General features: G+C 74.1%; 19 protein-coding genes. 7 read left to right on the forward strand and 12 right to left on the reverse strand.

Translation table 11 applies throughout. The annotated features are described in order from the left end of the window. Positions 1-141: 141 nt before the first annotated feature. Genes ACFVFH_RS01120 through ACFVFH_RS01145 form a run of 6 tightly spaced genes read left to right on the forward strand, consistent with a single transcriptional unit; the run spans position 142 to position 6,717 of the window. Complete coding sequence (locus ACFVFH_RS01120; RefSeq protein WP_383763473.1) at positions 142-1,320, forward strand: ADP-ribosylglycohydrolase family protein; 1,179 nt, start codon at positions 142-144, stop codon at positions 1,318-1,320. Further along, positions 1,262-2,449 carry an ADP-ribosylglycohydrolase family protein gene (locus tag ACFVFH_RS01125; protein WP_383761640.1) on the forward strand — a complete coding sequence of 396 codons (1,188 nt, stop codon included), beginning with the start codon at positions 1,262-1,264 and terminating at the stop codon, positions 2,447-2,449. Before ACFVFH_RS01120 ends, ACFVFH_RS01125 begins: the two co-directional genes overlap by 59 nt. Further along, a complete protein-coding gene (locus ACFVFH_RS01130; protein ID WP_383761642.1) occupies positions 2,446-3,819 on the forward strand; it encodes an ADP-ribosylglycohydrolase family protein in 1,374 nt (457 codons plus the stop codon). Before ACFVFH_RS01125 ends, ACFVFH_RS01130 begins: the two co-directional genes overlap by 4 nt. Beyond that, on the forward strand, positions 3,816-4,700 hold the full coding sequence (gene rbsK, locus ACFVFH_RS01135) for a ribokinase (RefSeq protein ID WP_383761645.1): 885 nt from the start codon (positions 3,816-3,818) through the stop codon (positions 4,698-4,700). The genes ACFVFH_RS01130 and rbsK overlap by 4 nt, the downstream gene beginning before the upstream one ends. After that, the gene (locus tag ACFVFH_RS01140) at positions 4,697-5,896 is read left to right on the forward strand and encodes a CaiB/BaiF CoA transferase family protein (RefSeq protein ID WP_383761647.1); all 1,200 of its coding nucleotides are present in this window, start codon (positions 4,697-4,699) and stop codon (positions 5,894-5,896) included. Before rbsK ends, ACFVFH_RS01140 begins: the two co-directional genes overlap by 4 nt. After that, entirely contained in the window at positions 5,893-6,717 is an 825-nt protein-coding gene (locus tag ACFVFH_RS01145) for an HpcH/HpaI aldolase/citrate lyase family protein (RefSeq protein ID WP_383761650.1), read from the forward strand. The genes ACFVFH_RS01140 and ACFVFH_RS01145 overlap by 4 nt, the downstream gene beginning before the upstream one ends. 86 nt (positions 6,718-6,803) lie before the next feature. On the opposite strand, the gene lgt is transcribed toward ACFVFH_RS01145, so the two are convergent. The 11 genes from lgt to hisI all read right to left on the reverse strand — a co-directional run bounded on the left by lgt (position 6,804) and on the right by hisI (position 15,969). Then, a complete protein-coding gene (gene lgt, locus ACFVFH_RS01150) occupies positions 6,804-7,829 on the reverse strand; it encodes a prolipoprotein diacylglyceryl transferase (protein WP_383761653.1) in 1,026 nt (341 codons plus the stop codon). A gap of 107 nt (positions 7,830-7,936) precedes the next feature. Next, positions 7,937-8,761 carry a DsbA family protein gene (locus ACFVFH_RS01155; protein ID WP_383761656.1) on the reverse strand — a complete coding sequence of 275 codons (825 nt, stop codon included), beginning with the start codon at positions 8,759-8,761 and terminating at the stop codon, positions 7,937-7,939. A 74-nt stretch (positions 8,762-8,835) separates the two neighbouring features. Continuing rightward, positions 8,836-9,648, reverse strand: coding sequence for a tryptophan synthase subunit alpha (gene trpA, locus ACFVFH_RS01160; RefSeq protein WP_383761658.1), 813 nt, complete (start codon positions 9,646-9,648; stop codon positions 8,836-8,838). Next, complete coding sequence (gene trpB, locus ACFVFH_RS01165) at positions 9,645-10,925, reverse strand: tryptophan synthase subunit beta (protein WP_383761662.1); 1,281 nt, start codon at positions 10,923-10,925, stop codon at positions 9,645-9,647. Before trpB ends, trpA begins: the two co-directional genes overlap by 4 nt. A gap of 137 nt (positions 10,926-11,062) precedes the next feature. Beyond that, positions 11,063-11,242: a tryptophan biosynthesis modulator TrpM gene (gene trpM, locus ACFVFH_RS01170; protein ID WP_344516448.1), complete on the reverse strand. Its 180-nt coding sequence runs from the start codon at positions 11,240-11,242 to the stop codon at positions 11,063-11,065. A gap of 47 nt (positions 11,243-11,289) precedes the next feature. Then, positions 11,290-12,099, reverse strand: a complete 810-nt coding sequence (gene trpC / locus ACFVFH_RS01175) for an indole-3-glycerol phosphate synthase TrpC (RefSeq protein ID WP_093543506.1) — start codon at positions 12,097-12,099, stop codon at positions 11,290-11,292. Between the two features lie 115 nt (positions 12,100-12,214). Next, positions 12,215-12,697, reverse strand: a complete 483-nt coding sequence (locus ACFVFH_RS01180; RefSeq protein ID WP_383761665.1) for a DUF2752 domain-containing protein — start codon at positions 12,695-12,697, stop codon at positions 12,215-12,217. A gap of 80 nt (positions 12,698-12,777) precedes the next feature. Next, on the reverse strand, positions 12,778-13,026 hold the full coding sequence (locus ACFVFH_RS01185) for an HGxxPAAW family protein (protein ID WP_383761667.1): 249 nt from the start codon (positions 13,024-13,026) through the stop codon (positions 12,778-12,780). 314 nt (positions 13,027-13,340) lie between these two features. Next, complete coding sequence (locus tag ACFVFH_RS01190; RefSeq protein WP_383761669.1) at positions 13,341-13,994, reverse strand: TIGR02234 family membrane protein; 654 nt, start codon at positions 13,992-13,994, stop codon at positions 13,341-13,343. A gap of 84 nt (positions 13,995-14,078) precedes the next feature. Further along, a complete protein-coding gene (locus tag ACFVFH_RS01195) occupies positions 14,079-15,689 on the reverse strand; it encodes an anthranilate synthase component I (protein WP_383761672.1) in 1,611 nt (536 codons plus the stop codon). Further along, the gene (gene hisI / locus ACFVFH_RS01200) at positions 15,586-15,969 is read right to left on the reverse strand and encodes a phosphoribosyl-AMP cyclohydrolase (protein ID WP_093543499.1); all 384 of its coding nucleotides are present in this window, start codon (positions 15,967-15,969) and stop codon (positions 15,586-15,588) included. Before hisI ends, ACFVFH_RS01195 begins: the two co-directional genes overlap by 104 nt. An 84-nt stretch (positions 15,970-16,053) precedes the next feature. On the opposite strand from hisI, the gene ACFVFH_RS01205 reads away from it, so the two are divergent. Further along, positions 16,054-16,686, forward strand: coding sequence for a TIGR03085 family metal-binding protein (locus ACFVFH_RS01205; RefSeq protein ID WP_383761676.1), 633 nt, complete (start codon positions 16,054-16,056; stop codon positions 16,684-16,686). Between the two features lie 27 nt (positions 16,687-16,713). On the opposite strand, the gene ACFVFH_RS01210 is transcribed toward ACFVFH_RS01205, so the two are convergent. Beyond that, positions 16,714-17,964 carry an MFS transporter gene (locus ACFVFH_RS01210; RefSeq protein ID WP_383761679.1) on the reverse strand — a complete coding sequence of 417 codons (1,251 nt, stop codon included), beginning with the start codon at positions 17,962-17,964 and terminating at the stop codon, positions 16,714-16,716. Between the last annotated feature and the right edge of the window lie 23 nt (positions 17,965-17,987).

Consider the following 17,987-nt stretch of genomic DNA (forward strand, 5'->3'; position numbering starts at 1 on the left):
CGTACGCCGCACACCTCCCGCGCTTCCCTCGCCGACACGGACCGGGCCCGGATCCACCCGTCCACGAGCACCGAAGCCGCCCCCGCCGCCTCCCCCGTTCCCCGCCTCCGCCCCCGTCCCGCCCCCGGGCGTCGGGCGCGGATCGAGGGGCTGTTGCTCGGGCTCGCCTCCGGGGACGCCGCCGGATGGCCCGCCGCACGGCACCGGGCCGCCCGGATGCCCGAGTGGACCCGGCGGCTCACCCGGGAGCTCGACACCTTCGCCGAGCAGAACGCCACCACCACGCTGCCCGTCCCCATCGCGCTCAACCAGCCGCCCGAACCGCTGCGGCTCGGGCCCTCCGACGACGCCGAATGGGCGGCCTTCGCCGCCGGTACCGTGCTCACCTCGGCGGCCGGTCCGCTGCACGGGCTCGCCCCCGGACGCCGGCTGCGGGCCGCCATCGACGTCGCCTGGAACGCCCTGGCCGCCGAGGTCGCCGCGGCCGCCGCCCGCGCCCCCGAGGTGGAGTCCGCGGTGCTCCCCCTGCGCGCCCGGATCTCGGTACGGGCCGGGCTCGGCAATCTCGCCGCCGGACTGCGCCCGCCCGCCACCGGCCACGACAACCCGCACTACTTCGACGACGCGGCCTGCGTACGGGCCGCCGTGCTCGCCGTCGCCCACCCCGGGGACCCCGGCGCCGCCGCCGACCTCGCCGAGTTCGACGCGCGCTACACCCAGGACGGCGACGGGGTGCACGGCGCCCGCGCGATGGCGGCGGCGATCGCCGAGGCGCTCGGCGGCGCGGACGTGGACACCGCGGTGAACGCCGCGCTCGCCCAGCTCCCCGACGGCACCGAGATCGCCCGCAACGCCGCCCACGCCGTAAGAATCGCCCGTGACTTCGTCGGCGAGGCGGCAGGCGCCTTCGCCCTCGTACCGGTGCTGGAGCACCAGATCGTCGACCACGTCTACAGCTACGGGATCGCCGCGGCCGAGACCGTTCCGGTCGCCCTCGCCCTGGCCACCGCCGCCCGCGGTCAGATCGCCCAGGCCGTTCCCGCGGCGGCCTGCCTGTCACGGGTGGCCGACTCCGCGCCCGCCCTGGCCGGTGCGCTGACCGGCGCGCTCGGCGGGGTCGGCGCCGTCCCGGACGGCTGGCGCGAGGCCTGCCGCACCCTCGCGGGCTGTGCGCTGCCCCGGCTCGCGGGCACCGATCTCATCGAACTCGCCGGGCTGCTGGCAGACACGGAACCGAAGCACCCTGGTGGACAATTCGGACATGACATCCACGATGCCCACCCGGTCCGAGGCCGGGCCCACGACACTCGCACTCGATGAACGGATCACGGGCGCACTGGTCGGCGCCGCCGTCGGCGACGCGCTCGGCGGTCCGGTGGAGGGCCGGTCCCCCGAGCAGATCATGGCCCGCCACGGCGGGCGGATCGACGGGATCGTGGGCCCGTGGGACGGCGGGAACTGGCGTACCGCGCGCCCCATCGCCCCGTACCACAAGGGCGACGGGCACGTCACCGACGACACCTTGATGACCCATGCGCTGGTGCGGGTGTACGGCACCGTGCGCGACCACATCGACGCCTACGCGGTCGCCCGGCACCTCGTGCCCGAGCTGATCGCCCGCCCCCGCTGGATCCCCGAGCTGGAGGCCGAGGCGCTGCCGCTCCAGCGGATCTTCCTCGCCGAGAAGTGGATCGTGGCCCGGCTGCACTACGGCCACGTCGATCCGCGCGAGGCGGGCAGCGGGAACATCGTCAACTGCGGTGCCGCGATGTACATGGCCCCGGTCGGCCTGGTGAACGCCGCCCATCCGGAGGCCGCGTACGCCGAGGCGCTGGATGTCGCCGGTGCCCACCAGTCGAGTTACGGGAGGGAGGCGGCCGGGGTCTTCGCGGCGGCCGTCGCCGCCGCCTGCGCCCCGGGCGCGACACCCGCCGACGTCGTCGGGACCTGTCTGTCGCTCGCCAAGGACGGCACCCGCTCGGCGATCGAGGCGGTATGCGAAGTCGCCGTCCGTTACAGCGACTTCGAGTCGGCGCTGGCCCCGCTGCGCGCCGCCGTCGCCCCCTTCGACACGGTCGGCCCCGACTACCGCGCCCCGTCCCTCGGCGCCCGCAGACCGTCCCGGCTGCATGCCGTCGAGGAGCTGCCGATCGCGCTCGGGATGCTGCTCGTCGCGGACGGCGACTACCGGCAGACGGTCCTCGGCTCGGTCAACTACGGCCGGGACTGCGACTCGATCGCCACCATGGGCGGCGCCGTCGCGGGCGCGCTCCACGGGCCCCGGGCGATCCCCGCGACCTGGGCGGATACGGTCGCCGAGGCCAGCCGCCTCGATCTGCACGCACCCGCGCGGACCCTGGCGGACGTCACCCGGGAGGTGTTCGTACGGGACACGGCCCGGCGCCGCGCGCACGAGTCCGCGTTCACCGCGCTGGCGGGTACGCCATGACCGTACGGGTGACATGGGTGCAGCCCGAGGACCTCGTCGGGCACGAACTGCGCCAGGCGGCCGAGGACGGGCGGGACGCGCAGGCCATCGCGCGCCGGTGGTACGAGGCGGGCGGCGCCCCCGCCCCGGAGCGCGCGGGCGCCTCCTCCCCTCCCGCGCCGGAGCTGCGCACCCTCGCGGAGCGGCTGCTCGACGAACTCGCCCTGCTGGAGTCGCCGTCGGAGACCGACGAGCCGACGGATATGGCCGCGATCCGGGCCGTGTGCCCCGACTGGCCGACGCCCCGGCCCGACCCGCCGTCGGTGGACCGGGACCGGCTGCACGCGGCCTGGCTGGGGCGGGCGGCCGGCTGTCTGCTCGGCAAACCCGTCGAGAAGCTGCCGCTGGACGGCATCCGCGCGCTGGCCCGCGCCACCGGCAACTGGCCGCTGACCACCTGGTTCACCGCCAGGGGGCTGCCCGCCCCGCTGGCCGCCACCTACCCCTGGAACCGTCGCTCCGCACCCAACTCGCTGGCCGAGAACATCGACGGCATGCCCGAGGACGACGACCTCAACCACCCCCTGCTCACCCTGCTGCTGCTCCAGCGGCACGGCCCGTCCTTCACCACCGGCGACCTCGCGAGGCTCTGGCTCGACGAGCTCCCGGCGGGCCGGACGTTCACCGCCGAACGGGTCGCGTACCGCAATCTGCTGGACGGCATCGAGCCCCCGCACACCGCCAGGTACCGCAACCCGTTCCGGGAGTGGATCGGTGCGCAGATCCGGGCCGATGTGCACGGCTGGACCCATCCGGGCGACCCCTCGGCCGCGGCGGAGCAGGCGCACCGGGACGCCGTGCTCAGCCACACCGCCAACGGGGTGTACGGGGCGATGTTCACCGCCGCGGCGCTCGCCGAGGCCGCCGGGGGCGAGAGCGACGTGCACGGGTGCCTGGCCACCGGGCTGCGGGTCGTGCCGCCGCGTTCGAGGTTCGCGCGGGCGGTGCGCTTCGGCATCGCGGCGGCCCGCGGCGGCGCCTGCTTCGACACGGTGGCCGACCGGCTGCACGCGGAGTACGGCGGGTACCACTGGGTCCATGTGCTGCCCAACGCCGCGCTGCTCGCCGCCGCGCTGACCCACGCCGACGGCGACTTCTCGCTCTCCGTCTGCCGTGCGGTGTCGGGCGGCTGGGACACCGATTCCAACGGCGCCACCGCGGGCTCGCTCGCCGGGCTGCTGGCCGGGTCCCCCGCACTGCTGCCGGAGCGCTGGACCGCTCCGCTGAAGAACCGCCTCGCCTCGTCCGTCCCCGGTTTCGACTCCGTGGGCTTCGACGAACTCGCCGAACAGACCCACCGGCTCACCCCCAAGGAGGCACTGTGCCCATGACCGGCATCGCGGTGCTCGGCAGCACCAATATGGACCTCGTGGCCTACGTCGAACGGGCTCCGGGGCGCGGAGAGACCGTCACCGGGCGGGAGTTGCGCACCGTCCCGGGCGGCAAGGGCGCCAACCAGGCCGTCGCGGCGGCCCGCGCGGGCGGCGAGGTGATGATGATCGGCGCGGTGGGCGACGACGAGTACGGCACGGTGCTGCGCTCCACCCTGGAGCACGCGGGCGTCGACACCGATCTCCTGCACACCGCCGAGGGCCCCAGCGGCACCGCGCACATCGTCGTCGACGACACGGGGGCCAACTCCATCGTGGTGATCCCCGGCGCCAACGGCACCGTCACCGCCCTCGGCCCCGGCGAGATGGCCGCCATCGCCCACGCCGAACTGCTGCTCCTCCAGCTGGAGCTGCCGATGTCCGCGGTGGTCGAGGGCGCCCGGACGGCCCGTGCCCAGGGGGTGCGGACCCTGCTCACCCCGTCCCCGGTCCAGCCGCTGCCGTCCGAACTCCTCGACTGCGTCGACCTGCTGATCCCCAATGAGCACGAGGCGGCCGCACTCTCCGGCTTCACCGACCCCCACGCGGCGGCCCGGCATCTGCTCGGCCAGGTCCCCGCCGTCGTCATCACCCTCGGCGCCAAGGGCTGCCTGTACGCGGCCCGGGGCGGCGAGCCCGTCCTCTTCCCCGCCCCCGAGGTCACCGCCGTCGACACCACGGGGGCGGGCGACACCTTCGTCGGCACGCTCGCCGTGGCGCTCGGCGAGCGGCGGCCGGTACCGGAATCGCTGGCCTGGGCGTCGGCGGCCGCCGCGCTCTGCGTGCAGCGGCCCGGCGCCTCGACCTCCATGCCGTACCGCACCGAGATCGACGCCGCGTGACCGCGCCCGCGCGGGCCCCGCTGACCGGGCTGCGGGTCGTCGACCTCGCCACGCTCTTCGCCGGTCCCCTCTGCGCCACCATGCTCGGCGACTTCGGCGCCGATGTGATCAAGGTCGAGCATCCGCACAGGCCCGACCCCTCGCGCGGGCACGGCCCCACGAAGGAGGGCATCGGCCTGTGGTGGAAGCTGCTCGGCCGCAACAAGCGCAATCTGACGCTCGACCTGTCCACCCCCGGCGGCCGTGACGTACTGCTCCGGCTGGCCGCGGAGACCGATGTGGTCATCGAGAACTTCCGGCCGGGAACCCTGGAGCGCTGGGGCCTGGGCTGGGCGGAGCTGCACGCGGTCAACCCCCGGCTGGTCCTGGTCAGGGTCACCGGTTTCGGGCAGTTCGGCCCGTACGCGCACCGCCCCGGCTTCGGCACCCTGGCCGAGGCGATGAGCGGGTTCGCCGCGATCACCGGGGAGCCGGACGGGCCGCCCACCCTGCCGCCGTTCGGGCTCGCCGACTCGATCGCGGCGCTGGCCACCTCGTACGCGGTGATGACCGCGCTCGCCGGGCGCGCGCACACCGGTCTGGGGCAGGTCGTCGACATGGCGATCATCGAGCCGATCCTGACCGTGCTCGGGCCGCAGCCCCTCTGGTACGACCAGCTCGGTTACGTGCAGCCGCGCACCGGCAACCGCTCCCGGAACAACGCCCCGCGCAACACGTACCGCACCTCGGACGGGCACTGGGTCGCGGTCTCCACCTCGGCGCAGTCCATCGCCGAGCGGGTGATGTGCCTGGTCGGCCGGGCGGAGCTGATCGAGGAGCCCTGGTTCGCCGCCGGCACCACCCGTGCCGAGCACGCCGACGAGCTCGACGAGGCGGTCGGCGACTGGATCGCCCGGCACACCCGGGAGGAGGCGGTCTCGGCCTTCGAGAAGGCGGAGGCGGCCATCGCGCCGATCCATGACGTCCAGGACGTGATGGAGGACCCGCAGTACCGGGCCCTGGACTCCGTCACCGAGATCGACGACCCGGAGCTGGGTCCGCTGAGGATGCAGAACGTGCTGTTCCGGCTGTCGGCGACACCGGGCTCGATCCGCTGGGCGGGCCGCCCGCACGGCGCGGACACCGAGGAGATCCTCACGGGGCTGGGGCTGTCGGCCCCGGAGATCGCCGCGCTGCGCGCGGAGCGGGTCCTGTGACCGCGTCGGTCCCGCTCACCTGGCTGTACGTCCCCGGGGACCGGCCGGAGGTGGTGCGCAAGGCGCGGGACTCGGGGGCGGACGCGGTGATCGTGGATCTGGAGGACGCGGTGGCGCCGGACCGCAAGGAGTACGCGCGGTCGGCCACCGTCGAGCTGCTGTCCGAGGCGGCCGGGGAGACGGCCGTGCCGCTCCATGTCCGGGTCCACACGGAGGCCGACATCCTCGCCCTGGCCGGGCTGCCGGGGCTCGCCGGGCTCCGGCTGCCCAAGATCACCCACGCGGCGTCCGTCCACCACATCGCGGCCGTGGCGCCCGGGGTGGCGCTCTGCCCGCTGCTGGAGTCGGCGCTCGGCATCGAGCACGCGTACTCGGTCGCCGCCTCCCATCCCCAGGTACGCTCCATCGCCCTGGGCGAGGCGGACCTCCGGGCCGATCTGGGGGTACGGGACGACGCCGGGCTCGACTGGTCGCGCAGCCGGGTGGTGGTCGCCGCCCGCGCGGCCGGGCTCGCCCCGCCCGCCCAGTCGGTGTTCCCGGACGTCCGGGACCTGGACGGCCTGTGGGCGTCCTGCGCGCACGGCCGGGCGCTGGGCTTCCTGGGCCGGGCGGCGATCCATCCCCGCCAGCTCCCGGTCATCGAGCGGGCGTTCCGCCCGACGGCCCGGGAGATCGAGGCGGCGGCGGAGATCGTGGCGGCGGCCGCCTCGGACGAGGGCGCGCTGGCCCTGCCGGACGGCCGGTTCGTCGACGCGGCGGTGGTGGCCTCGGCCCGGCGGACGCTGGCGCTGGCCGGTGGGACCGGCCCGCCCGTCGGCTGAGGACCGGCGGGCGGGAGCGGGCGCCGAGGACATGCGTGGGGCCCCGGACCGGTCGGTCCGGGGCCCCACGTACGGGTTCACACGGTTCAGCCGTTCTTGGCCGCCTCCGCGGCTCCGGTCTTCCCGGGTGCCTTCGCGGCCTTCTCCGGCGTCTTCGCGGTGCGGTCGTCGGCGGAGTCGTCGGCGCGCTCGGCGTCACCGTCGGCCTTCCGGCTCTCGTCCTCGGCGGCCCCGGAGTCCTTCGCGGCCGCGTCGTCCCCGGCGGTCTTCGCCTCCTCGGCCGCCGCCGCTTCCTCGGCGGCCCCCGGCTCGACGATCTCCTCGCGCCCCGGCCTGATCTTCGACGAGACCACCATGTACACGACCGCCAGCACGAACACGAACATCGCGGTCCACACGTTCAGACGCAGGCCCAGGATGAGGTGGGCCTCGTCGACCCGCAGGTACTCGGTCCAGACGCGTCCGGCGCAGTACGCGGCGACGTACAGGGCGAACGCCCGGCCGTGTCCCAGCTTGAAGCGGCGGTCCGCCCAGATCACCAGCAGGGCGACACCGACGCACCACAGCGACTCGTAGAGGAACGTCGGGTGGTAGGTGCCGGCGACCCGGTTCGGTCCCTCGCTGATCTTCAGCGCCCACGGCAGATCGGTCGGCTTGCCGTACAGCTCCTGGTTGAACCAGTTGCCCCAGCGGCCGCACGCCTGGGCCAGGACGATGCCGGGTGCCAGGGCGTCGGCCCAGGCGGGCAGCGGGATGCCGCGACGGCGGCAGCCGATCCAGGCGCCGACGGCACCGAGCGCGATCGCGCCCCAGATGCCGAGGCCGCCCTGCCAGATCTTGAAGGCGTCGACCCAGTCCTTGCCCTCGCTGAAGTACAGCTGGTAATCGGTGATGACGTGGTAGAGCCGACCGCCCACCAGGCCGAAGGGCACGGCCCAGACGGCGATGTCGGCGACGGTGCCCGGTCTGCCACCCCGGGCGACCCAGCGCCTGTTGCCGAGCCAGACGGCGAGGAAGACACCGATGATGATGCAGAACGCGTAGCCGCGGAGCGGGATCGGGCCGAGATTGATCACGCCGGTCGACGGGCTGGGAATGTAGGCAAGGTCCATGGCAAGGTCGACGCTACCTTGCCGGGCGGGGCATACGGCAACCCACCCGGCAACGTCTGGGTAACGGGCAGGTCATCGATTCCCCGCCGGTCCACGCCCCGGAGCGGTCAGGAACCCGAGGGCGCCGGGGTGACCGTGCCCGGCTTCTTGCCCTTGTTGGCCTCGGCCACCCACTTCTTCAGATTCGCCTCGGTGATCGGCTCGTCGCCCTTCTTCGGGAAGATCGATTCCCCGTTGAGCAGCGCGGTCGGCGTGCCCTGGAAGCCGCCCTTCTGGAACGCCGTGTTGGACTTCTTGACCCAGCTGTCGTGCTTGCCGTCCTCCACACAGCTGCGGAAACCGGGGGTGTCGAGCCCGGGGACCTTCGCCGAGAGCTCGATCAGCCTGGCGTTGTCGCCGAAGGCGTCGTCGGTCTCCTGCGGCTGGTTGCGGTAGAGCACGTCGTGGTAGGCGGAGAACTTGCCGGCGTCCTGCGCGCAGGCCGCCGCGTTGGCCGCCCGGAGCGAGCCGCTGCCGCCGAGGTTGCCGTCGATGATCGTGGCGAGGTGGTATTCGACCTTGATCTGTCCGGTGCTCTCCATCCGGTGCACCGTGTCGCGGAAGGCGTTCTCGAACTGGGCGCAGACCGGGCAGCGGAAGTCCTCCCAGATCGTGAGCGTGGACGGGGCGTTGTCCGCGCCGACCCGGATGGCCAGGCTGTCCTTGCCGGTCGCGCCGGAGGGCGCGACCGCGGGGCCCGCCTCGCCGCTCTTGTCCTTGCCGCCCGAATTGGCGGCGATCACGCCCACGACGGCGGCCAGCGCCAGCACGCCCACCACCGCGCCGGCGACGATCAGCGTGCGCCTGCGGCGCTCGCTCGCCCGCTGGCGCTCGCGCTGCTGTACGAGCCGGTCTCGCGCGGCCCTTTTTCCCTGTTCGTTCTTCTCGCTCACACCCGCAGCAACGAACCGGGGAGGCACGCGCGTGCCTCCCCGGTCCAGGTCCACCCGTTCGGGTGACACCCGATTCAGCGCTTTCGAACGCCTTCGGCGAGTTCGCCCGCAAGGAAGCGGACGGCGGCCAGGCCGGCCTGCTCGTCGGGGGCGTCCAGCATCGCCTTGACGAAGGCGGAACCGACGATCACCCCGTCGGCGAAGCCCGCCACCTCGGCGGCCTGCCGGGCGTTGGAGACGCCCAGGCCCACGCAGACCGGGAGGGACGTGGTGGCGCGGGTGCGCGTGACCAGGTCCTGGGCCTGCTCGCCGACCGACTCGCGGGTGCCGGTGACCCCCATCAGCGAGGCCGCGTAGACGAAGCCGGACCCGGCCGCGGTGATGGTGGCGAGGCGCTCGTCCTTGCTGCTCGGCGCGACGACGAAGACGGTCGCGAGACCGTGCTTGCCGGCGTGCTCGCGCCACAGGGCGGACTCCTGGACGGGCAGGTCGGGCAGGATGCACCCGGCGCCGCCCGCCTCGGCGAGCTCGGCGGTGAACCGCTCGACGCCGTAGCGGTCGATGGGGTTCCAGTACGTCATGACGAGGATCGGTACGCCGGTGGCCTCGTGCGCCTCACGGACCGTGCGCAGCACGTCGGCGATCTTCACGCCGCCGCGCAGGGCGATGTCGTCGGCGGTCTGGATGACCGGCCCGTCGAGCACCGGGTCGCTGTGCGGCAGCCCCACCTCGACGATGTCCGCGCCGCCCGCCACGACCGCCTTCACGGCCTCGATCCCGCCGTCGACGGTCGGGAATCCGGCCGGGAGGTACGCGATGAGCGCGGCCCGGTCCTCCGCCTTCGCCCGTGCGAGGGAGGTGTTCAACAGCTCCACGTTGCCGCTCACTTGGTGACCTCCTCTTCGCCGTCGGCCACATCGGCCTCGACGGTGCCGTCGGCCCCGTCGTACAGCCCGAAGTAGCGGGCCGCCGTGTCCATGTCCTTGTCGCCGCGGCCGGACAGGTTGACCACGATCAGCCCGTCCTTGCCGAGCTCCTTGCCGACCTCCAGGGCGCCGGCCAGCGCGTGGGCGCTCTCGATGGCCGGGATGATCCCCTCGGTGCGGGAGAGCAGGCGCAGCGACTGCATGGCCGCGTCGTCGGTGACCGCGCGGTACTCGCCGCGGCCGATGTCCTTGAGGTACGAGTGCTCCGGGCCGATGCCCGGGTAGTCGAGACCGGCCGAGATGGAGTACGGCTCGGTGATCTGGCCCTCGTCGTCCTGGAGGACGTAGCTGCGCGAGCCGTGCAGGATGCCGGGCTCGCCCGCGGTCAGGGTCGCCGCGTGCTCGCCGGTCTCCACGCCGTGTCCGGCGGGCTCGCAGCCGATCAGCCGCACATGGGCGTCCGGGATGAAGGCGTGGAAGAGCCCGATGGCGTTGGAGCCGCCGCCGACGCAGGCGATGGCGGCGTCCGGCAGCCGGCCGGCGCGCTCCAGGATCTGGCGGCGGGCCTCGACGCCGATGACCCGGTGGAAGTCGCGGACCATGGCCGGGAAGGGGTGCGGTCCCGCGACGGTGCCGAAGAGGTAGTGCGTGCGGTCCACGTTGGCGACCCAGTCGCGGAACGCCTCGTTGATGGCGTCCTTCAGGGTCCTGGAGCCGGACTTCACGGCGATGACCTCGGCGCCGAGCATCCGCATCCGCGCCACGTTCAGCGCCTGGCGCTCGGTGTCGATCTCACCCATGTAGATGGTGCATTCGAGGCCGAAGAGCGCGCAGGCGGTCGCGGTGGCGACGCCGTGCTGCCCGGCGCCGGTCTCGGCGATGACCCGGGTCTTGCCCATGCGCTTGGTGAGCAGCGCCTGGCCCAGCACGTTGTTGATCTTGTGCGAGCCGGTGTGGTTGAGGTCCTCGCGCTTGAGGAAGATCCGGGCGCCGCCCGCGTGCTCCGCGAAGCGCGGCACCTCGGTCAGCGCGCTGGGCCTGCCGGTGTAGTTCACCATGAGCTCGTTGAGCTCGGCGGCGAAGGCCGGGTCGGCCTTGGCCTTGTCGTACTCGACGGCGACCTCGTCCACGGCGGCGACGAGCGCCTCCGGGATGAACTTGCCGCCGAACGCGCCGAAATACCCCTCGGCGCTGGGGATCAGACCCTCCGGGTCCGGAATGAAGAAGTCAGATGACATCCGACGTGCTCCTCGACATCGCAATGGGTGGGTTCACCGTATGCGCCGTGGGCGGAGCGCCGCCGCGGCCGGGTTCGGTCGGGCGGGTGCGGGCGTGCGTACGCCGGGAAGGGCGCGGGTACGACGGCCGGGGCTCGCTAGGGCGCGGTCCCCGTGCGCCATCGCATGCCGTTGACCTGGCCGGGCTCGTCGCCGATCACGTACCGCACCCGCCGGCCGTGCACGCGGCGCGCGGGGGCGCGGCAGCCGCGGGGCCGGCAGCCGCGCGCCAGCGGGGCGTGCGGGTCCCGGGCGGCCGTCGTACCGGCGGGGCGCAGGCCCGGCCGGACACGGGACGCGGGACGGTGGGCGGACACGGGCGCGGTCAGCCCCGTCCGTGCCGGAGCGCGGGGTGGGCGCCGGCGGCGACCAGGTCGGCGACGGCGGCCCGGGGGTCGCGGCCGGTGACCAGCGACTCGCCCACGAGCACCGCGTCGGCGCCCGCGTTGGCGTACGCGATCAGGTCGTGCGGACCGCGGACGCCGGACTCGGCGACCTTGACGATGCGGTCGGGGATCTCGGGGGCGACGCGCTCGAAGGTGGAGCGGTCGACCTTGAGGTCCTTGAGGTTGCGCGCGTTGACACCGATGATCTTGGCCCCGGCGTCCACGGCGCGCTCCACCTCCTCCTCGTCGTGCACCTCGACCAGCGGCGTCAGGCCGATGGACTCGGCGCGCTCGATCAGGGAGACGAGGGCCTCCTGGTCGAGGGCGGCGACGATCAGCAGGGCGAGGTCGGCGCCGTAGGCACGGGCCTCCCAGAGCTGGTACGAGGTGACGATGAAGTCCTTGCGCAGGACCGGGATGTCGACCTTGGCGCGGACGGCCTCCAGGTCGGCGAGGGAACCGCCGAAGCGGCGCTCCTCGGTGAGGACCGAGATGACGGACGCGCCGCCCGCCTCGTAGTCCGCGGCGAGCGCGGCCGGGTCGGCGATCGCGGCCAGGGCCCCCTTGGAGGGACTGGAACGCTTGACCTCGCAGATGACGGTCACGCCCTCGCCGCGCAGGGCGGCGACTCCGTCCTTGGCTCCGGGGGCGCGTGCGGCGCGCTCCTTCAGCTCGTCGAGGCTGACACGCGCCTGCCGCTCTGCGAGGTCGGCGCGTACGCCGTCGATGATCTCGTCGAGCACACTCACGCGAGCGGCCCCCTTCCGGGACGGTGATGAGGGAACAGGATCAGCCATGTCAATGCTATCCGCAGGAGGGCGACTGGCTCGAATCCGGCGGGTGAATGTCCCACTACCTGGGCATTCACGGGGCCAGAAATGAACCGAACGGTAGATTCCGGACGACCGAGAAGACCAGCAGCACGGCCCCGATCCCCCACCAGACGACGGGCTTCGCGGCGATGCTCATGGGCCTGCCCCGGGCGGCGCGGACCGTCCAGAGCGTCCAGAGGACGGCGAAGGCCGCGTAGCCGGCGACGGCGAGCGCGTTGGAGCCGAGGGCGGCGGCGATGTCACCGTGCGCGACGGCATGGGCGCTGCGCAGCCCTCCGCAGCCCGGACAGTAGAGACCGGTGAACCGGAGCAGCGGGCAGACCGGGTAGTGGCCGGGCTGGTTGGGGTCCACTGCCCCGACGTAGCCGAACGCGCCGACGACGGCGGCCATGACGCCCACCGGCGTGGCCAGCCGCCGGATGCGCGAGGCGGGCACGGGGGCCGGGGGGAAGACCGGCGGCCGCCCGGGGGGCGGGGCCGGCGCTGCGGCTGCGGGGGTAGGCGAGGCGTCCACCCGGTGATTGTCCCCGCTGACGCGGAAAGGCGCAGCCCGTTCGGGGCTGCGCCTCGCGTGCGAACGGGTGTCGCGCGGCGTCAGGAGACCTGGGCCTGTGCGGCGCGGGCCCGCGCCTGGGCCATCTCCGCCGACTCCTTCGGCATGCCGAGACCCGCGGCCTTCATCGCGAGGCCGACGATCCCGCCGAGGAAGACGACGGCGAGTCCGGCCCAGAAGCCGACGGGGTTGGCCGCGACCATGAAGACGCCTGCGACGCAGAAGCCGATGAAGGAGATGATGACACCGGTCCAGGCGGCCGGGGTGTGTCCGTGGCTGCTGCCCGCCATGAGTTGCTCCTTGTTGGTGTTGCGCTGGTGGTATCGCTGTACGCAAAGCTGGTGCCGCTGTGCTGCGAGCTCGGCTCCATTGTCCCGTACGTACGGGTAGGACGTGAGCTGGGGGTCACACCTGGTGCCGCTCGTTCGGATCATGCCGGGCGCGCGTGCCCGGGTGCCCGATCCGGCCCGGTCCGAACGGGGGAATCCGGGGCGTGTGCCGGAAGTGGCGCCGTCTGCCCGAGGGGCGGGCCCGGCGGTGTCCGGTGCGTGCGACCCGACAGCGCGGCGCGCGTGCGTGCCGGGCGGGGCTTTCGGCGCGGCCCCTAGCGTGTCGGGTCCTCGCCGCGGTCCAGGGCCTTCCAGAGGTCCTCGGGCCGGTCCGGGTCCACGGTGGCGGGGGCGGCCTTGCGGGGGCGGGGCGTGCCGTCCCGCTCGTACCGTCCCGACATGGTGGGCCAGAGCTTCCCGTACCGCAGGGCGAGCAGTCCGGCGAGCAGGATCAGCAGGCCGCCGGCCGCGGTGACGTAGGGCCACGCGGTGTGGGCGAGGGCGCCGATGGTCGCGGAGGCGTCGCCGGTGGACTGCGCGGCCTTCTCGTCCAGGGCCGCGCTGTCGGCGGCGCCGAGGCAGGCGCTCAGCGCGGCGCCGAGGCCGCTGAGGGCGAGGAGCCCGGCGACGAGCAGCCGGGAGGCGCCGCGGACGGCGAAGACGGCGACCAGCGCGGCCAGGCCCACTATGGCGAGGGCCGCCGGGAGGCCGGTGACGTCCTGGCCGTCGGCGGTCAGCGGCAGCGAGCCGCCGCCGACGGACGCCTCGCCCTCGGCCCAGGTCTGGCCGGAGGCGAGCAGGACGACGGTGGCACCGGCCGCCCCGAGGAGCAGACCGGCGGCCAGGCTGCGGCGGCTTCCCGAGGCGTCGGACGCGGTGACGGCTCGGGCACGGGGCTGGGGTACGGGGACAGCACTCACGTACTCCACTATCCCCTACCGCCCCGGACCCGCCGGTGATCGGGGTGCGGCGTCGCGGGGCCGGGGGCGCGGGGCGGCCCCCGGCCGCCGCTCTCACACGCCGCCGAGCCGGTTGGCCGTGTGCACCGCGCGGAGCACCGCCGCGGCCTTGTTGCGGCATTCGGTGTCCTCGGCGACCGGGTCGGAGTCGGCGACGACACCGGCCCCGGCCTGGACGTACGCCGTGCCGTCGCGGAGCAGGGCGGTGCGGATGGCGATGGCGGTGTCGGAGTCCCCCGCGAAGTCGAGATAGCCGACACAGCCGCCGTACAGACCGCGGCGGGTCGGTTCGAGCTCCTCGATGATCTGCATCGCGCGGGGCTTGGGGGCGCCGGAGAGGGTGCCCGCCGGGAAGCACGCGGTGAGGACGTCGAAGGCGGTGCGGCCCTCGGCGACGCGGCCGGTGACGGTGGAGACGATGTGCATCACGTGCGAGTACCGCTCGATCGACATGAAGTCGACGACCTCGACGGAGCCGGGTGCGCAGACCCGCCCCAGGTCGTTGCGGCCGAGGTCGACCAGCATCAGGTGTTCGGCGCGTTCCTTGGGGTCGGCGAGGAGTTCGTCGGCGAGCGCCTGGTCCTCCTGCGGGGTGGCGCCGCGGTGCCTGGTCCCGGCGATCGGGTGGACCATGGCGTGTCCGTCCTCGACCTTGACGAGGGCCTCCGGGCTGGAGCCGGCGACGTCGAAGCCGTCGAACCGGAAGAGGTACATGTACGGCGACGGGTTGGTGGCGCGCAGGACCCGGTAGACGTCCAACGCGCTTGCCGTGCACGGGGTTTCGAAGCGCTGGGAGGGGACGACCTGGAAGGCCTCGCCGGCCCTGACGCGTTCCTTCACGTCCTCGACGGCGTCCTGGTACGCCGCGCCGCCCCACAGCGCGGTGTACGGGGGCAGCTCGGACGGCGGGAGGGCGGCGGGGGCGTTCTCGACGGGGCGGGAGAGGTCCCGTTCCATGGCGTCGAGGCGGGCCACGGCGTCCGCGTACGCCTCGTCGACGCCGGTCGCGAGGTCGTTGTGGTTGATCGCGTTGGCGATCAGCAGGACGCTGCCGTCCCCGTGGTCGAGGACGGCCAGGTCCGAGGTGAGCAGCATGGTCAGTTCGGGTACGCGCAGGTCGTCCTCGCCGCTGTCGCCGATCTTCTCCAGGCGGCGCACCACGTCGTAGCCGAGGTAGCCGACCATGCCGCCGGTGAACGGGGGCAGTCCGTCGTCGGCGACCAGGTCGCGCGGGGTGTGCAGGGTCTCGATGGTGGCGCGCAGGGCCTGGAGCGGGTCCCCGTCCACGGGGACCCCGACGGGCGGGACGCCCAGCCAGTGGGCCTGTCCGTCGCGGACGGTGAGGGTGGCGGCGCTGCGTACCCCGATGAAGGAGTAGCGCGACCAGGTGCGGCCGTTCTCCGCGGACTCCAGGAGGAAGGTGCCGCTGCGCTCGCCCGCGAGTTTGCGGTAGAGCCCGACCGGGGTGTCGCCGTCCGCGAGGAGCCTGCGGCTGACGGGGATGACGCGCCGGTCGACGGCGAGTGCGCGGAAGGTGTCGAGATCCATGGCGGCTGGCCCTTTACTGCGCGAGCGGGAGGACGTCGGCGTCGAAGCAGGTGCGGTCGCCGGTGTGGCAGGCGGCACCCGTCTGGTCGACGCGGACGAGGACGGTGTCGGCGTCACAGTCGAGGGCGACGGACTTGACCTGCTGGATGTGGCCGGAGGTGTCGCCCTTGACCCAGTACTCCTGGCGGCTGCGGGACCAGTAGGTGCAGCGGCCGGTGGTGAGGGTGCGGTGCAGGGCCTCGTCGTCCATCCAGCCGAGCATCAGCACCTCGCCGGTGTCGTACTGCTGGGCGATGGCCGGGACGAGGCCGTCGGCACCGCGCTTGAGGCGGGCCGCGATGGCCGGGTCGAGGTTGCCGGACGGCGGCGGAGTGCTGGGCGTGGGCGCGCTGGTCATGCGCCCATTGTGCCGTGGCCGCGGGGGCCTTCCCGTGCGGCGTCCACTGGGCGGACCGCGGGCGTCGGTCGTACGCTGGCGACCATGTCGACCCATGCGAAGCGCGAACGACTTCTGCTCGCCGATCTGTTGGAGGCGGCGGGACCGGAGGCACCGACCCTGTGCCAAGGCTGGACGGCCCGGGACCTGGCCGCCCATGTGGTGGTCCGGGAGCGGCGGCCGGACGCGGCGGGCGGGGTGGTGCTCGGTGTGCTGAGGAACCGCCTGGACCGGGTGCAGGCGGAGTACGCGGCGAAGCCGTACGAGGAGCTGATCCAGCTGATCCGTACCGGGCCGCCGAGGATGTCCCCGTTCGGTCTGAAGCAGATCGACGAGGCCGCCAACACCGTGGAGTTCTACATCCATACGGAGGACGTCCGCCGGGCCCAGCCGGACTGGTCGCGGCGGGAGCTGGACCCGGTCTTCGCGGATGTGCTGTGGTCGCGGGCCGAGCGGACGGCCCGGCTGCTGGGCCGCAGGTCGCCGGTGGGGCTGGTGCTGCGCCGCCCGGACGGCCAGACGGCGGTGGCGCACAAGGGCACTCCGGTGGTGACGGTCACCGGCGAGCCGGGCGAGCTGCTGCTCTTCGCGTTCGGGCGGCAGGACGCGGCGACGGTCGGCGTGGAGGGCGACACGGAGGCGGTGGACCGGCTGCGTACGGCGGAGCTGGGGATGTAGGCCCGTCCGGGGCGTACGGGGGCGGGCTCAGCCCGGGAGTTCCGCGCGGCGCAGCCGGGTGAAGGCCAGGCCCGTCAGCGCCCCGGCGGCGCACAGCGAGGCGCTGGCGGCGAAGACCGGGCCGGTCCCCCAGGCGGCGACGGCGGCTCCCGTGACCGGGTAGCTGAGCGGGGCGATCGCGTGGGTGAAGAGCGTCGAGACCGAGGTGACCCGGCCGAGGTAGGCGGGTTCGGTGACGGTCTGGATCAGGGCCCCGCACAGGGAGCCGCCGAGGCCGGCGAAGAGTCCGACGCAGACCGCCGCGGTGGCAGCGAGGGCCACCGAGGGCAGTTGGGCCAGGGTGCCGATGGCGGCCGCGCCGACCAGCACGGCCAGGCACATCACCAGTCCGGCACGCGGCACCCGGCCGCGCACGGCGAGCAGCAGGGCCGTGGCTCCGGCGCCGGTCCCGAAGGCGGCGATGATCCAGCCCATGCCGGAGGCGCCCCAGTGGCGTTCCTCGGCGAGCAGGATCAGGCCGAGGTTGAGCGGCCCGACGAAGCCCAGCTCGCTGACGGCGACGACGATCATCAGCGGCCCGAGCAGCGGGTGGCGGCGGATGTGGCGCAGCCCGTCGGCCAGGTCGTGCCAGGCGGTGCCGGACGGTTCGGCGCCGCGGTCGCCGGGCAGCGGGCGGATCCGCAGGGACAGCAGCAGGGGCAGCGACACGGCGAAGAGCACCCCGGCCGCGGCGAACGCGAGCGTCGGTCCGCCGAGGGCCACCGCGACGCCGCCGAGCGGGGCGCCGACGACATTGGCGAGGCGCGTGGCGAGGCCGCGCATGCCCTGGACGCGGGCGAGCTGGCCGGGGGCGGTGACCCGGGGCGGCAGGGCGCCGACAGCGGGCAGGAAGAGGGCGTCGACCACGCCGAAGACGAGCGCGACGGCGATCAGCATCCATAAGGCGGGCGAGGTGAGCAGCAGCGCACCGGCCAGGCCGAGGACGACCAGGCAGCGGACGGCGTCGCTGCCGATGACGACGCGGCGCGGGCCGATCCGGTCGGCGAGCACTCCCCCGCCGAGCATCAGCGCGGCCCGGGGTATGGAGCCGACGGCGAGGACGATCCCGGTCTGGGCGTCGCCGCCGGTGCGGGCGGCGGCCCAGGCGAGCGCCATGTAGTAGACGCTGTCGCCGATCATCGAGGCGGTGTAGGCGCCGAGCCAGCGCAGGACGTCGGGGTCGCGGTGGGCGGGGCGTTCGGCGGCCGGCGCGGGGGCTCCGGCTTCGGTGACGGTCATGGGGTCGGCCTCCCGGGACGGCG

Source organism: Streptomyces sp. NPDC057697 (genome assembly GCF_042799335.1).
GTDB lineage: Bacteria > Actinomycetota > Actinomycetes > Streptomycetales > Streptomycetaceae > Streptomyces.

What these genes read in the sequence shown, in the direction of transcription:
- hisI (WP_093543499.1), bottom strand. Translation starts at nt 15,969, where the DNA reads ATGACCAGCGCGCCCACGCCCAGCACTCCGCCGCCGTCCGGCAACCTC.
- ACFVFH_RS01125 (WP_383761640.1), top strand. Translation starts at nt 1,262, where the DNA reads ATGACATCCACGATGCCCACCCGGTCCGAGGCCGGGCCCACGACACTC.
- ACFVFH_RS01205 (WP_383761676.1), top strand. Translation starts at nt 16,054, where the DNA reads ATGTCGACCCATGCGAAGCGCGAACGACTTCTGCTCGCCGATCTGTTG.
- ACFVFH_RS01130 (WP_383761642.1), top strand. Translation starts at nt 2,446, where the DNA reads ATGACCGTACGGGTGACATGGGTGCAGCCCGAGGACCTCGTCGGGCAC.
- ACFVFH_RS01185 (WP_383761667.1), bottom strand. Translation starts at nt 13,026, where the DNA reads ATGGCGGGCAGCAGCCACGGACACACCCCGGCCGCCTGGACCGGTGTC.
- rbsK (WP_383761645.1), top strand. Translation starts at nt 3,816, where the DNA reads ATGACCGGCATCGCGGTGCTCGGCAGCACCAATATGGACCTCGTGGCC.
- lgt (WP_383761653.1), bottom strand. Translation starts at nt 7,829, where the DNA reads ATGGACCTTGCCTACATTCCCAGCCCGTCGACCGGCGTGATCAATCTC.
- ACFVFH_RS01210 (WP_383761679.1), bottom strand. Translation starts at nt 17,964, where the DNA reads ATGACCGTCACCGAAGCCGGAGCCCCCGCGCCGGCCGCCGAACGCCCC.
- trpB (WP_383761662.1), bottom strand. Translation starts at nt 10,925, where the DNA reads ATGTCATCTGACTTCTTCATTCCGGACCCGGAGGGTCTGATCCCCAGC.